This is a genomic window from Micromonospora sp. C28SCA-DRY-2 (assembly GCF_030519475.1).
In the GTDB taxonomy this organism is placed as follows: Bacteria; Actinomycetota; Actinomycetes; order Mycobacteriales; family Micromonosporaceae; genus Micromonospora.
The window spans coordinates 385,824-399,153 of sequence record NZ_JAUMKD010000002.1 but is presented as its reverse complement, the minus strand read 5'-3'; the positions used below and the strand labels follow the sequence as shown (position 1 = coordinate 399,153).

Here is a 13,330-nt window from a genome sequence, read left to right as displayed (position 1 = left end):
GGGCGGGCTGCCCGGAACCCCGTCGTGTTCGCCGTCCGCGCGTCGCTGCCAGGTGGTGGGTCATGAGCGGGGTCGAGGCGCGCGTCGTCGCCGGGAAGGCTGTGCCGCGGGGCGCGTTTCCGCACGTCAAGGTGGCCGGTGGGTTCGTCTTCGTCTCCGGTACGTCGTCCCGGCGGCCGGACAACACCTTCGCCGGTGTCGAGGTGGACGAGTTCGGCACCACCAACCTGGACATCCGGGTGCAGACCCGGGCCGTGATCGAGAACATCCGCGACCTGCTGCGGTCGGTCGGCGCCGAGCTGTCCGACCTGGTGCAGGTCACCTCGTACCTGGTGAACATGAACGACTTCGGCGGCTACAACGAGGTGTGGGCCGAGTTCTTCGACGCCACCGGGCCGACCCGCACCACCGTCGCCGTGCACCAGTTGCCGCACCCGCACCTGCTCATCGAGATTCAGGCAGTGGCCCTTCTCCCCTCAGGAGGTCAGTCGTGAGCGAGATCGCCGAACCGTTCAGCTTTCCCGGGTGGATCGCGGAGAACCAGCACCTGCTCAAGCCGCCGGTGGGCAACAAGGAGATGCTGCCGGGCAGCGACGACTTCATCGTCATGGTGGTCGGCGGGCCGAACCAGCGCACCGACTTCCACGTCGACCCGTACGAGGAGTTCTTCTACCAGGTCAAGGGCAACATGCACGTCAACCTGATGACCCCGGAGGGGCCGCGGACGGTGCACATCCGCGAGGGTCAGATGTGGATGCTGCCGCGCAACACCCCGCACTCGCCGCAGCGGCCGGAGGCCGGCTCGATCGGCATGGTGATCGAGCGGGTCCGCGAGGAGGGCACCCTGGAGAAGTTCCAGTGGTACTGCCAGGAGTGCGGGCACAAGGTGCACGAGGTGGAGCTCCAGGTGCGCGACATCGCCGCCGACCTGCCCCCGGTCTTCCAGGCCTTCTACACCGACGAGAACGCGCGGACCTGCGACAACTGCGGCGCGCTGCATCCGGGGAAGGGCTGATGGCCGCTGCCGTCGAGGGCCGGCCGGGCCGGTCCCCGGTGGTGGACGTGCACACGCACGTCGTACCGAAGGGTTGGCCGGACCTCGGCGCCGCGTGCGGCGGGTCCGGCTGGCCGTGGCTGCGGGTCGACTCCGAACGCGCCGCCATGATCATGGTGGGCGAGACGGAGTTCCGCCCGATCGGCGCGTCCTGCTGGGACGCGCCGACCCGGCTGGCGGACATGGCCGCCGACGGTGTCGACCTCCAGGTCGTCTCGCCCACCCCGGTCTTCTTCGGCTACGACCGGCCGGCCGACCAGGCGGCGAAGGTGGCCCGGATCTTCAACGACCTCACCCTGGAGGTGACCGCGGCCGGCGGCGGGCGGCTGGTGCCGTTCTGCCAGGTGCCGTTGCAGGATCCGGCGGCCGCCTGCGCCGAACTGGACCGCTGCCTGGCCGCGGGGCACGCGGGCGTCGAGATCGGCAACCACGTGGGCGACCGCGACCTGGACGACGGCGGCATCGTCGAGTTCCTCACCCACTGCGCCCGGGTGGGCGCGCCGGTCTTCGTCCACCCGTGGGACATGCCCGGCGGCCCCCGGTTGGACCGGTGGATGGCCCGCTGGCTCACCGGCATGCCGGCCGAGACCCACCTGTCGGTGCTGGCGCTGATCCTCGGTGGCGTCTTCGACCGGGTGCCGGAGACGCTGCGGATCTGCTTCGCGCACGGCGGCGGCAGCTTCCCGTTCTGGCTGGGCCGGGCGGACAACGCCTGGCACCGCCGCGGCGACCTGGTCCGGGGCTCCTCGACCGCCCCGCCCAGCAGCTACGTCGACCGGTTCTGCGTCGACTCGGTGGTCTTCGAGCCGGCCGCGCTGCGGCTGCTGGTGGACACCATGGGGGAGGACCGGGTGCTGGTCGGCAGCGACTACCCGTACCCGCTGGGCGAACGGCCGGTCGGGCAGGTGGTCCGCAGGGCCGACTTCCTCACCGCCGACCAGCGCGACAAGCTCCTCGGCGGCAACGCCCTGCGCTTCCTCGGCCGGTCGGAGTCCGACTGACCGGTCGTGTCTGCGTGCCCGGCGGCAGGTGGGCGGGCAGGATGAGGGGATGGCCGAGCCGCACGACCTGACCGCGCTGGAGCAGGCCGCCGCGATCGCCGGTGGCGAGCTGTCCAGCGTGGAACTCGTCGAGCACCACCTGCACCGGGTCGCCGCGCTCGGCGACACGGTCGGGGCGTTCGTCACCGTCACGCCGGAACTGGCGCGGGCGGCCGCCCGGGCCGCCGACGCGGTGCCGGTCGAGCGGCGCGGGCCGCTGCACGGCGTACCGACCGCGATCAAGGACCTCACCCTCACCGCCGGGGTGCGGACCACCTTCGGCTCGGCCGCCTTCGCCGACTTCGTGCCGCCGGTCGACGCCGACGTGGTCCGCTTCATGCGCGCCGCCGGGCTGGTCAGCCTCGGCAAGACCACCACATCGGAGCTCGGCTGTTCGCTCTACTCCGAGGGGCTGGTCGCGCCGCCGGCCCGCAACCCGTGGCACCTGGCGTACACCGCGGGCGGCTCCAGCGGGGGCGCGGCGGCGGCGGTGGCGGCCGGGCTGGTGCCGGTGGCACAGGGCTCCGACGGCGGCGGCTCGCTGCGCATCCCGGCGTCGCTGTGCGGCCTGATCGGCTACAAGCCCAGCCGCGGGCTGGTCTCCGGCGGCCCGCTCGGCTTCGGCGCCTTCGGCCTGCCCACCAGCGGCCCGATCGGACGGACCGTGGCCGACGTGGCGGCCCTGCTCGACGTGCTGGCGCAGCCGGTGCCGGGGGAGCCGTACCTGCCGCCGCTGCCGCCGGCCGGCGGCTACCTGGCCGCGGCCCGGCAGGCCGCCCCCGGCCGGCTGCGGATCGGCCGGTTCACCGCCCCGATGCTCGCCGACGAACCGGTCCACCCGGACTGCGTCGCCGCCGTCGACCGGGCCGCCGCGCTGCTCACCGCGGCGGGCCACGAGGTGGTCGAGGTGCCGCCGCCGCTCGGGCCGGCGGCGTGGCCGCTGTTCGAGATCGTCTGGTACGTGCTGGCGCTCGCCCCGGTGCCGCCGGAGCTGGAGAGCCGACTGCTGCCGCTGACCCGCCACCTGCGGGCCCGCGGCGCGGCGATCTCCGCGGCCACCCTCACCACCACGCTCGGCGAGCTCCAGGCGCAGGTACGCCTCGGTGTGCACCGCACCGCCGGCTGTGACCTGCTGCTCTGCCCCACCCTCGCCGCGCCGCAGGCGCCGGTGGGCTGGTTCACCGAGGGCGGCGACCCGGCGGAGGATTTCGACCGGCAACGCCGGTTCTCGCCGTACTGCGCCATCTTCAACGTCACCGGCGATCCGTCCGTCTCGCTGCCGGTGGGCGTGACCGCCGAGGGTCTGCCGGTCGGGGTGCTGCTGACCGGCCGGTACGGTGACGACGCGCGGCTGATCGCCACGGCTGCGCAACTGGAGGACTCCAGTGGCGGGTGGGATCGCCACCCCGCAATCTGGCGGGCCGTCGGCTCCGCTAACGTGAATGGCAGCGGAGTCGGGCGGTCGGCGCCATGATCGTCCACCCGACCCGGATGCTCTGGTCTCTCTTTCCGCCTGGGGGCGTTGGGATTGTCTGTTACCGAGACGTTGCTGGTCTTCGTCGGCATCCCGGCGGCCGCGGTGCTGGTGATCGCCGGTCTGGCGTACGCCGGTAGTCGTGGCGGCGGTGGCGGCGCCAAGCGCTACCGGCCGGGTCGGCCCTTCGACTTCACTCCGGTCTGGTTCCTGGCCCGTCCGGAGCAGCTGGCCGACTCGGCCGGCACCGCCCTGGCAGCGGGCGCGCAGGCGCCGGCGCTGACCAGCCGCAAGCAGGAGCAGGCCGGCGAGATGGCGCCGGCCGGTGGAACCGGAGGCGCAAGTGACCGTTGGTGAGAAGCAGGCCGGGCCGGACAATCCGCCCCAGGTGCTGGACGGGCCGTTCTCGACCCGACAGCTGCTGCGCATCGACGAGGCGCTCCGGCTGGCCGACCAGAACACCGGGCTGGTCTTCTCGGTCTTCGTCGGCGGTCTCGACGAGCCGATCCGGGAGCACGCCGAGCGGCTGCACCGCCAGCTCGCCGAGCCCGACAAGTCGGTGCTGATCGCGGTCTCGCCCAACCAGCGCCAGCTGGAGATCGTCACCGGCCGCTACGCCCGCAAGCGCATCCCGGACACGTACGCCAAGCTGGCCGCGCTCTCCATGGTCGCGGCGTTCGGCGGCGGCGACCTGGCCGGCGGCATCATCAACGGCCTGGACCAGCTCGCCAGCCACGCCGGCAAGGGCTGATTCCTCCTCGTACGACGAAGCCCGGTCCGCGTTCCACGCGGGCCGGGCTTCGTCGCGTGCGCGGACGGGCTACCGGCTCGGCACTGGCCGTTGCGGGTGATACCTCAGAGTCATATCGATGACTCTGAGGTATCACGCTCGACCCGGGTACGTCTCTGCCGGGCTGCTGCCGCTGTCGAGCCGACCGTTCGGTCAGCGGCCTGGAGACCGGGCCGAACCTCATCGGCCCGGGCTCGGCGACCTCGACCGGGTCGTCCGGCCCGACGGTTCCGAGCGATAGCGGCCGGGGCCGGTCACGCTGACTCAGGCGCTCTGGGCGTCCCTGGCGCGGGCCTTGAGGGCGCGGACCACGCCGTCGCGGCCCTCGGCGACCAGCCGGCGCAGCGGGCCCGGGTGGCCCTCGGCCGCCAGCCAGGCGTCGGTGGCCGCCACCGTGTCCTCCTCGACCAGGTACGCCGGGTACGCCAACTGCGCGAACTCCTGGGCCGGCTCGCTGTCCCGGCTGGCCCACACCTGGCCCACCGCGGCGAAGTACTTCTCCCGGTAGGGCGCGACCAGCTCGACCTGCGCCGGGTGGGTCAGGCCCTGCAACAGCGCCCGGTGCCGCCAGTTCGGCAGCGCCTCCGGGCCGGTCAGCTGCGCCCAGACGGCTGCCTTGTTCTCCGCCGTCGGCACCAGCGCGTGCGCGTACGCGGCCTCCCGCTCGCCGCTGGCGGTGCGGTCGGCGGCCAGCTCGGCCTCGATCTCCGCCGGGCCGGCCGCGCCGTTGGCCACCAGCGCACCGAGCACCGCCCAGCGCAGCTCGGTGTCGATGGTGAGCCCGGCCGGCACCTCGCTGCCCGCCAGCCAGCCGCGCAGCGTGGCCAGGTCCTCGGCGGAGCGGGCCGCCGAGGCGTACGCGCGGGCCCAGGCGAGCTGGAAGCCGCTGCCCGGCTCCGCGGCGGCCAGCGCCGCCCGGGCGGTACGGGCCAGCTCCGCCCAGCCGGTCGGCGCCCAGGCCGGGTCGGCGTAGAAGGTGAGCGTGGTGGTGGCCTGCCGCAGCGTCGCGGTGACCAGGTTGATGTCGGTCTCGGCGGGCAGCCCGGCCAGCACCAGCGCCATGTAGTCGCGGGCGGCCAGCTCGGCGTCGCGGGTCATGTCCCAGGCCGCCGTCCAGCACAGGGCGCGGGCGAGCGACGATTCGAGGCCGGCGATGTGCTGCACCACCGTCGCCATGGACCGCTCGTCCAGCCGCAGCTTGGTGTAGGTGAGGTCGTCGTCGTTGAGCAGCAGCACGTCGGCGGCGCGCACCCCGCGCAGCTCGGCCAGTTCGGTCCGCTCGCCGGTCACGTCCACCTCCAGCCGCTGGCGGCGCACCAGCCGGCCGTCGGTGAGGTCGTAGAGGCCCACGCCGATCCGGTGGGTCCGCAGCGTCGGGTGCCCGGCCGGGGCCTCCTGCCGGACCACCACCTGCTGGTACGCGCCGTCCGCGTCGATCGTCACCTCGGGACGCAGCGTGTTGACCTGCGCGGTCTCCAGCCACTGGGCGGCGAACTTGCGCAGCTCCCGGCCGGAGGCCGCCTCCAGCTCGGAGAGCAGGTCGTCGAAGGTGGCGTTGCCCCAGGCGTGCTTCTCGAAGTACGTCCGCAGGCCGGCCAGGAACGGCTCCTCACCCACGTACGCGACGAGCTGCTTGAGCACGCTGGCGCCCTTGGCGTAGGTGATGCCGTCGAAGTTGACCTCGACCGCCTCCAGGTCCGGCATCTCGCAGTAGACCGGGTGGGTGGAGGAGAGCTGGTCCTGCCGGTAGCCCCAGTTCTTCCGGATGGACAGGAAGGTGGTCCACGCGTCGGTGAACCGGGTGGCGTGGGTGTTGCACCAGTGGCTGGCCCACTCGGCGAACGACTCGTTCAGCCACAGGTCGTTCCACCAGCGCATGGTGACCAGGTCACCGAACCACATGTGGGCCAGCTCGTGCAGGATCGTGTTGGCCCGCTGCTCGTACTCGAAGTCGGTGACCTGCGAGCGGAAGATGTAGTGCGACTCGGCGTGCGTGACGCAGCCGAAGTTCTCCATCGCGCCGGCGTTGAAGTCGGGCACCCAGAGCTGGTCGTACTTGGGCAGCGGGTAGCGGACGCCGAACTTCTCGTGGAAGAAGTCGAAGCCCTGCTTGGTGATCAGGAAGAGGTCGTCGGCGTCCAGGTACTGCGCCATCGACGCCCGGCAGAACACGCCCAGCTCGATCCCGTCGTGGCTGTCCCGCACCTCGTGGTAGGGGCCGGCGCAGAGCGCGGTGATGTAGGTGCTCATCCGGGCCGACTCGGCGAAGTGGACGGTCTTCAGGCCCTCGCCGGCCGCCTCCTCGCGCGCCACCGGCATGTTGGACACCACCCGCCAGTGCTCCGGGACGGTGGCGCGCCAGGTGTAGACGCTCTTCAGGTCGGGCTGGTCGAAGCAGGCGAAGACCCGCTGCGCGTCGGCCGTCTCGAACTGGCTGTAGAGGTAGGTCTCGCCGTCGACCGGGTCGACCGTGCGGTGCAGCCCCTGCCCGCTGTTGGAGTACGCGAAGTCGGCGTCGACCACCAGGACGTTCTCGCTGTCCAGGCCGGACAGCGTCAGGCCCTTCTCGGCGGACCAGTCGCCCAGGTCGACCGGGTTGCCGTTCAGCGTCGCCGAGCGCACCGAGTCGGCGGCCACCTCGATGAAGGTGCTCGCGCCCGGCTCGGCGCACCGGAACCGGACCTCGGTGGTCGATCGGAAGGTGCGGCCCTCGGCCGCCTGGACGGCGCTCGACAGGTCCAGACTGATGTCATACCCGGTCACGTCGAGCAGGCGGGCCCGCTCGGTCGCCTCGACCTGCGTCAGGTTGCGCACTCCCGGCACGTTCGTCTCCATCCCACTCTCGCCGTACGCCGCGGCGGCGCCCGTCCGCCGACCGCTCGTGGCGGCCGGTCGGATCCGAGTCTTGCATGCACCGGCGGCCCGCGGTGGTCGAGGTCACGCTCTCGTTCCGGTACCACGCCACGGCGCCGGGGGCGAAGATCGGGGTGAGGCGCCGGAACCCCGGCGTCACCCGTCGTGAAGGGACCTCACCGTGACCGAGCGTGCCGCCGTCGACATGTGGTTCGACCCCCTCTGCCCGTGGGCGTGGATCACCTCCCGTTGGCTGCTGGAGGTCGAACAGGTCCGGGACGTGGACATCCGCTTCCACGTGATGAGCCTGTCGGTGCTCAACGAGGGCCGCGACCTGCCCGAGCAGTACCAGGAGCTGATGCGGACCGGCTGGGGTCCGGTGCGGATCTGCATCGCCGCGGAGCAGCGCCACGGCGCGGAGGTGCTGCGCAAGCTCTACACCGCCCTCGGCACCCGGATCCACCTGGGCAAGCAGAACCTCGGGCCGGAGCTGTACGCCGCCGCCCTGACCGACGCCGGGCTGGACCCGGCGCTGGCCGAGGCGGCCGGGAGCACCGAGTACGACGAGGCGCTGCGGGCCAGCCACGAGGCGGGTATGCGGCCGGTCGGCACCGACGTGGGCACCCCGGTGATCCACGCCCCGGGCCCGGACGGCGGCCAGGTCGCCTTCTTCGGCCCGGTGGTCACCCCGGCTCCGAAGGGCGAGGCCGCCGGTCGCCTCTGGGACGGCGTCCTGCTGGTCTCGGCGACCCCCGGCTTCTTCGAGCTGAAGCGCTCCCGCGACCTCGACCCCATCTTCGACTGACCCCCGCCCCGCTCCCGCCCTGTCCGCGTTGACCAAGGGGTTCGGGTCGGATCCGCGCCGGAACCGGACACGAGCCCCTGGTCGACGGCAGGGGCCGGGGAGGCCCTGGGCAGGGGGTAGGGGGAGCGGGTGGGGCAGGGGGCTGGGGCTGGCCGGGAGCGTCACCGGGGTGGTGGGGGGCTCGTTGGCCTCCATGTCCGCCGCAGCGACCCGCAGGGCCGCACCCCGCAGCTCGTGGAGGCATCCCGATGGCCAAGCACCGTGCGTCCGTTGACGATTCCCCGAGCGGTGAGGAGGTGGCCGGCAGCCCCGACGCGGCGTACTGGTCGGTCGACGACTCCCGCTGGCCGGCGCTCCGCCCCGACCTTCCCCCGGACGTGGTCGACCTGCTCGCCCCGCCGATCGTGGTCGGCGTCGCCCGGGTGCCGGCGACCTCCCGGCTGACCCCGCCGGCCGCCGACCGGCCCGCGCCGGTGGCCGCCCGGCCCGCGCCGGCCGGGCCCAGCCGGCCGGCCGTGCCCGCGCCGCTGGGCTCGCCGATCGGCTCGGCGGACCCGGTCGGCCCGGTGGGCGGTCGCCGCGGGCCGCACGCCCCGTCCCCCAGCCACCGCCGGCCGGTCTCCACCGGGCGGCACCGCCGGCAGGCGGGCTCGGCGGAGCGCACCGACTGAGCCGGGGCCCGGCTCTTTCATCTGGTGGACGCGTACGGGTCCGCGGTCGCCGGCCGCCGCGCCCCCGGTAGCGTCAGCGGTCATGACGGTCGTGCATCCGATCGCCCGGGCCTGGATCACCACTGGCGGCACCGGCGCGCAGAACTACGACGAGTTCGCCGACGACGCGGAGATCACCGCGATCATCGAGGCGAACCCGCACAGTGCCCTCGGCATCGAGATGCCGCACCGGGCGCCGGAGAGCCTCGGCAAGTCCTTCCTCGAGGCGCTGCCGGACGCGGTCGCCCGGCTCGCCGAGGCGAAGGCGGACGGCAGTTACACCCCCGCCGAGCAGGTCGTGGTGCTCTACCGGATCAGCGCGCCGGGGGAGGAGTCGGCGTACGGGCTCTTCGCGATGGTGGACACCGACCAGATCTCCACCCGGGCCGACGAGCCCGGTCTGGTGATCCGCAACGAGGACGTCTTCATCGCCAAGGTGCGGGAGCGGGTCGCGCTGGCCGAGGCGCTGGGCCACCTGCTCTCGCCCGTACTGCTGCTGCAGACCGGGCGGGGCGACGAGCTGCACGCCGCGCTCGCGGCCGCCACCGAGGCGGCCGGCGCGCCCGCCGCCACCGACACCGACCAGGCCGGGCGCACGCACGCCATCTGGCTGGTCGGCCCCGGGCCCGAGCAGGACGAGCTGACCGCGCTGGCCGGCGGCGGCGAACTGGTCGTCGCCGACGGCAACCACCGCAGCCTGGCCGCCCAGACCGGCGGGCTGCCGCGCTTCCTGGCGGTGGTCACCACACCCGCGTCGGTGGCCATCCAGCCCTACAACCGGCTGGTCAGCGAGCTGACCACCACGCCGGAGGAGCTGCTCGACCGGTTGCGCGCCGCCGGCGCGCGGGTCACCCCGATCGACGGCCCGGTCGAGGTCCCGGCGACCGGCGGCACCGTGCACCTCCGGCTTTCCGGCCAGGGGTACGCGGTGACCCTGCCGCGGATCGGCGACGGCCGGCTGGAGAACCTCGACCATGCCCTGGTCGAGCGGCTGCTGCTGCGCGACGCGCTCGGGCTGGACCCGGGCGACAAGCGGATCACCTACGTCGGCGGCGACTACCCGGCGAGCTGGCTCACCGGCGAGGTCGACGCCGGCCGGGCCGAGCTGGCCGTGCTGATCGCCCCGGTGACCGTCGACGACTTCGTGGCGGTGAACCTGGCCCGGGAGAAGATGCCGCGCAAGAGCACCTGGTTCACCCCGAAGGCGCGCGGCGGCCTGGTGGCCGCCGAGCTGGCCGGGCAGCTGTGACGAATCCGCCCCCGGACGCCGCCCGCGCGGCGTCCGGGGGCGGCGGCCTGACAGACTGCGCGGTATGCGCGTCTACCTGGGATCCGACCACGCCGGTTTCGAGTTGAAGGTGCACCTGGCCAACCACCTGGCCACGCAGGGGTACGACGTGGTCGACGTCGGCCCGCACGCCTTCGACCCGGACGACGACTACCCGGCGTTCTGCCTGCACACCGGGGACCGGGTGGTGGCCGACGCGGGCAGCCTGGGTGTGGTGATCGGCGGGTCCGGCAACGGCGAGCAGATCGCCGCCAACAAGGTCGCCGGGGTGCGCGCCGCGCTCGCCTGGAACATCGAGACCGCCCAGCTGGCCCGCGAGCACAACGACGCGAACATCGTCGCCGTCGGCGCCCGGCAGCACACCCTGGCCGACGCGACCGCCATCGTCGAGGCGTTCCTCGCCACCCCGTTCTCCGGCAACGAGCGGCACGCCCGGCGGATCGCCCAGGTGGCCGAGTACGAGCACACCCGGACCCTGCCCGCCCTGCCGGCCTGACCGCCGCCGGCCGGGGCGCGGCCAGCCACCCCCGGCCACGGCGGCGGCGTCGCCGGTGGGCTGACCGGCTCAGCGGCGCGGCAGGTCCTCCCGGGGCACCCAGTTGCGGCGCACGATCACCACACGCTCCTCGGCCTCGGCCAGGTCCGCCTCACCGGGCCGGGCGGCGTCCCGGGCCCGCATCGCGGCGGTGACGCTCACCTGCGACGAGCCGGATCCGACCAGGCCCCGCAGACCCCGCTCACCCTCGCGGTCCTCGGGCGGGCCACCCCGCCGCCCGCGGGGCGGATCCCCGCCGTCGTGCACCCCGGCGGTGGTCGCGCTCGGGCCGTCGGCGGCCCCCGTCGCCTCGCCCGGCTGGTGCCGGAGCCGGCGCCGGCGCCGTTCCGCGTCGCCGAGTCGTCGTCGTTCCGCGTCCCCCATCAGCCGACCGTACCGCCCCCGGGATCAGAACACCTCCATGCCGGCCGGGGCGCGGTGCCAGCCGAAGGCCGGTCCGGCGGCGGCCACGGCACCGGGGCGCAGCTCGGCGACCCGGCCCGCGGCGGCCAGCCCGGCCAGCCCCGCCCCGCCGAGGTAGAGCTCCGCGAGACAGCGCACGTCGCAGGCCAGCTCCGCCGGCCGGTCGGTCGGCGCGCACTCCGCGCCCTCCGGGCCGCCGGTCAGCCGCCACCGGCCGGTGTTCTCCGGCAGCAGCTCGTCGGTGACCTCGATCACCAGGTCCACGCCGGTGGCGTACCGGCGGGCGGCGAGCGCGGCCGGCACGTCGACCACCCGCAGCCAGAGCGCGTCGACGAGTTGGGCGCCGAGCCGGCGCGGCTCGTCCACCAGCCGCAGCAGCGGCTCGTCCACCGCCGCCGCCCGGAAGGTGAGCTGCCGGGTCAGGTCGATGGAGAGCAGCATCCGCCACAGCGCCGCGTACGCCCCCGGGGTGGTGGCCACCACCTCGTCGACGAGGGTGTGCCCGCGCGGCCCGGAGCGGTCCCACTCGGCCCGGGTGCGGAACAGCCCGTACCCGTCGACCCCGTCGGGACCCTCGTGCAGCACCACCCGCCGCTCGGTCGCGCCCCCGCGCTGCGTCGCCGGGTCGCCGAGCACGTACCGCCACCAGGCGTCGTTCCGGCTCGACCAGCCCGGCCGGTCCGGGCGCACCCGGTCGTACACCCGGGCCAGCTCGGCCTGGCGCGCGGCCGGGCGGTCCAGGCGCAGCCGGCCCGCGTCCGGCGGCGGCGCGAGCAGCCGCAGCTCGCCGGTGGCGCACTCCAGGGAGAGCCGCTGCGCGGCCAGTCCGTAGCCGAACCGGGGATAGATCCGCCCCTCGCTGGCCCAGAGCACGGCCACCGGCTCCCGGCGGGCGTCGGCCAGCTGCCGCAGCTGGTGGCGCATCAGCGAGGTGAGCAGGCCGCGGCGACGGTGGGTCGGCACCACCCCGACCATGCTGACGTGGGCGGCCGGCACGGTGCCGCCCGGCACGGTCAGCCGGCGGGTGAAGGCGGCGGCGCTGGCCACCAGGTCGCTGCCGTCGCGCACCAGCAGTGCCCGCTCCGGCTCGAAGATGCCGCTCTCGATCTCGTGCGTCTCGGTGTCGAAGCCGCTGTGGAACAGCTCACCGAGCATCCGGGACAGCTCGTGGAAATCCTCGACACGGCCGGGCAGCGGGGAGTTCGTCACGGCTCGTGTCTAACCGACCGGTGCGCGGTCGGCGACCGATTTGCCGGCTGGCTACCCTCGAAACCGGGACGGCGACCGGTGGGCCGCCGCCGGTCCAGGGGAGGGGACGACATGGCAGACCAGACGCAGCCGTGGGCGGAGCGGACCGTCGAGGTGCCGCCGCAGCCGGGGGCCGGGGTGCCGCCGCAGCCCGGCGTCGGGGTGCCCTCGCAGCGCGACGCGTTCCGGCCCGGGGTGGCGTCGGTCGGCCGGCCCCGCACGCCCCGCACCGAGCCGTTCCCGGTGGTCCAGGAGCCGACCGGCACCGGCTGGCCGGGCGAGCCGGCGCCGCGGCGGCCGATGAGCTGGCACCTGGCGCAGTTGCGGCGCGGCGGCGAGTGGAGCGCCGCCGGGGTGCTCTTCGCCTTCGTCTGCTGGGGCATCTGGGCGATCTCCGGCGGCGGTGACCTGACCGGCCCGTTCCTGATCTTCGTGCTGAGCCTGCTGGTGGCGGCCGGGCTCTTCGCGCTCGCCCGGCTGCTCGGCCGGGTGGTGCTGGAGCGGCAACTCGGCCGGGTACGCCGCAGCGCCCGCGGCGCGCACCTGGTGACCGCGGTCTTCCTGGTCGGCCTCGGCGTCGCCTACCTCCAGCAGACCGAGTGGGTCGTGTCGGCCTGGAACTGGATCACCAACAACTGAGCCACCCCCGGTACGCCCCGGGCGGGTCGGCCTGCCGCCGCCCGCCCGGGGGCGTCCGGTCGCGGGCCCCGCGACCGAGGTCGTCTCTCCACCAGGACGGCCGCTGCTTACCCGGCCGGCCGCGGATCATCCGTGGCCGGCCACACCGACCGTGTCGCTGATCGATGGCTCAGTGCGAGCCGCCCTGCCCCTCGGCGTCCGCCTTGGGCGAGGCGACCCGGGCGGCCGGGTCCTCGACGCCGGGCTCGCCGCCGCCCGGTGCCACCATGCCGTCGTAGTTGTAGAGGATGCCGTCCTCGCCGTGCCGCTTCGTGGTCCGCACGTAGCGGTGGATCATCCCGTCGATCTCCAGCTCCAGCAGCGCGCTGTCGCCGGCGTCGTGGGTGCTGCCGTCGCGCGGCCCGCCGACCAGGTGCGCCTTCGTGTTCGTGTCCATGCCGATGCCCTACCCGGGGCGTCCCCCCGCAAAAC

The 13,330-nt window shown here is 74.3% G+C and carries 15 protein-coding genes; 11 read left to right on the top strand and 4 right to left on the bottom strand.

Annotation, left to right across the window (positions count from 1 at the left end; all coding sequences use genetic code 11):
* Positions 1-62: 62 nt before the first annotated feature.
* From Q3W71_RS10305 to Q3W71_RS10280, 6 genes are all read left to right on the top strand, one after another.
* Positions 63-494, top strand: a complete 432-nt coding sequence (locus tag Q3W71_RS10305; RefSeq protein ID WP_302919082.1) for a RidA family protein — start codon at positions 63-65, stop codon at positions 492-494.
* Positions 491-1,015 (top strand): 3-hydroxyanthranilate 3,4-dioxygenase, encoded by a 525-nt coding sequence (locus Q3W71_RS10300; RefSeq protein WP_302919081.1) that lies wholly within the window; start codon positions 491-493, stop codon positions 1,013-1,015. Before Q3W71_RS10305 ends, Q3W71_RS10300 begins: the two co-directional genes overlap by 4 nt.
* Positions 1,015-2,055, top strand: coding sequence for an amidohydrolase family protein (locus tag Q3W71_RS10295; RefSeq protein ID WP_302919080.1), 1,041 nt, complete (start codon positions 1,015-1,017; stop codon positions 2,053-2,055). Before Q3W71_RS10300 ends, Q3W71_RS10295 begins: the two co-directional genes overlap by 1 nt.
* Before the next feature lie 49 nt (positions 2,056-2,104).
* The gene (locus tag Q3W71_RS10290) at positions 2,105-3,568 is read left to right on the top strand and encodes an amidase (RefSeq protein ID WP_302919079.1); all 1,464 of its coding nucleotides are present in this window, start codon (positions 2,105-2,107) and stop codon (positions 3,566-3,568) included.
* Positions 3,569-3,640: 72 nt separating this feature from the next.
* Positions 3,641-3,925: a hypothetical protein gene (locus Q3W71_RS10285; protein WP_088992340.1), complete on the top strand. Its 285-nt coding sequence runs from the start codon at positions 3,641-3,643 to the stop codon at positions 3,923-3,925.
* The gene (locus Q3W71_RS10280) at positions 3,912-4,319 is read left to right on the top strand and encodes a DUF5130 family protein (protein WP_302919078.1); all 408 of its coding nucleotides are present in this window, start codon (positions 3,912-3,914) and stop codon (positions 4,317-4,319) included. Before Q3W71_RS10285 ends, Q3W71_RS10280 begins: the two co-directional genes overlap by 14 nt.
* Positions 4,320-4,622: 303 nt before the next feature.
* On the opposite strand, the gene pepN is transcribed toward Q3W71_RS10280, so the two are convergent.
* Positions 4,623-7,172, bottom strand: a complete 2,550-nt coding sequence (gene pepN / locus Q3W71_RS10275) for an aminopeptidase N (protein WP_302919654.1) — start codon at positions 7,170-7,172, stop codon at positions 4,623-4,625.
* A gap of 220 nt (positions 7,173-7,392) precedes the next feature.
* Here pepN and Q3W71_RS10270 point away from each other — a divergent pair, with 220 nt between their 5' ends.
* From Q3W71_RS10270 to Q3W71_RS10255, 4 genes are all read left to right on the top strand, one after another.
* On the top strand, positions 7,393-8,016 hold the full coding sequence (locus tag Q3W71_RS10270) for a disulfide bond formation protein DsbA (protein WP_302919077.1): 624 nt from the start codon (positions 7,393-7,395) through the stop codon (positions 8,014-8,016).
* A gap of 248 nt (positions 8,017-8,264) precedes the next feature.
* The gene (locus tag Q3W71_RS10265; protein ID WP_302919076.1) at positions 8,265-8,687 is read left to right on the top strand and encodes a hypothetical protein; all 423 of its coding nucleotides are present in this window, start codon (positions 8,265-8,267) and stop codon (positions 8,685-8,687) included.
* 82 nt (positions 8,688-8,769) lie between these two features.
* Positions 8,770-9,975 carry a DUF1015 family protein gene (locus Q3W71_RS10260; protein ID WP_302919075.1) on the top strand — a complete coding sequence of 402 codons (1,206 nt, stop codon included), beginning with the start codon at positions 8,770-8,772 and terminating at the stop codon, positions 9,973-9,975.
* A gap of 64 nt (positions 9,976-10,039) precedes the next feature.
* Positions 10,040-10,510: a ribose-5-phosphate isomerase gene (locus tag Q3W71_RS10255; RefSeq protein ID WP_302919074.1), complete on the top strand. Its 471-nt coding sequence runs from the start codon at positions 10,040-10,042 to the stop codon at positions 10,508-10,510.
* Positions 10,511-10,579: 69 nt separating this feature from the next.
* Here the strand turns inward: Q3W71_RS10255 and Q3W71_RS10250 are convergent, their stop codons facing one another.
* The gene (locus Q3W71_RS10250) at positions 10,580-10,933 is read right to left on the bottom strand and encodes a hypothetical protein (protein WP_302919073.1); all 354 of its coding nucleotides are present in this window, start codon (positions 10,931-10,933) and stop codon (positions 10,580-10,582) included.
* A gap of 24 nt (positions 10,934-10,957) precedes the next feature.
* Positions 10,958-12,181, bottom strand: a complete 1,224-nt coding sequence (locus tag Q3W71_RS10245; protein ID WP_302919072.1) for a GNAT family N-acetyltransferase — start codon at positions 12,179-12,181, stop codon at positions 10,958-10,960.
* A 111-nt stretch (positions 12,182-12,292) separates the two neighbouring features.
* On the opposite strand from Q3W71_RS10245, the gene Q3W71_RS10240 reads away from it, so the two are divergent.
* Positions 12,293-12,859: a hypothetical protein gene (locus Q3W71_RS10240; RefSeq protein ID WP_302919071.1), complete on the top strand. Its 567-nt coding sequence runs from the start codon at positions 12,293-12,295 to the stop codon at positions 12,857-12,859.
* 169 nt (positions 12,860-13,028) lie between these two features.
* Here the strand turns inward: Q3W71_RS10240 and Q3W71_RS10235 are convergent, their stop codons facing one another.
* A complete protein-coding gene (locus Q3W71_RS10235) occupies positions 13,029-13,295 on the bottom strand; it encodes a hypothetical protein (protein ID WP_302919070.1) in 267 nt (88 codons plus the stop codon).
* Positions 13,296-13,330 lie beyond the last annotated feature (35 nt).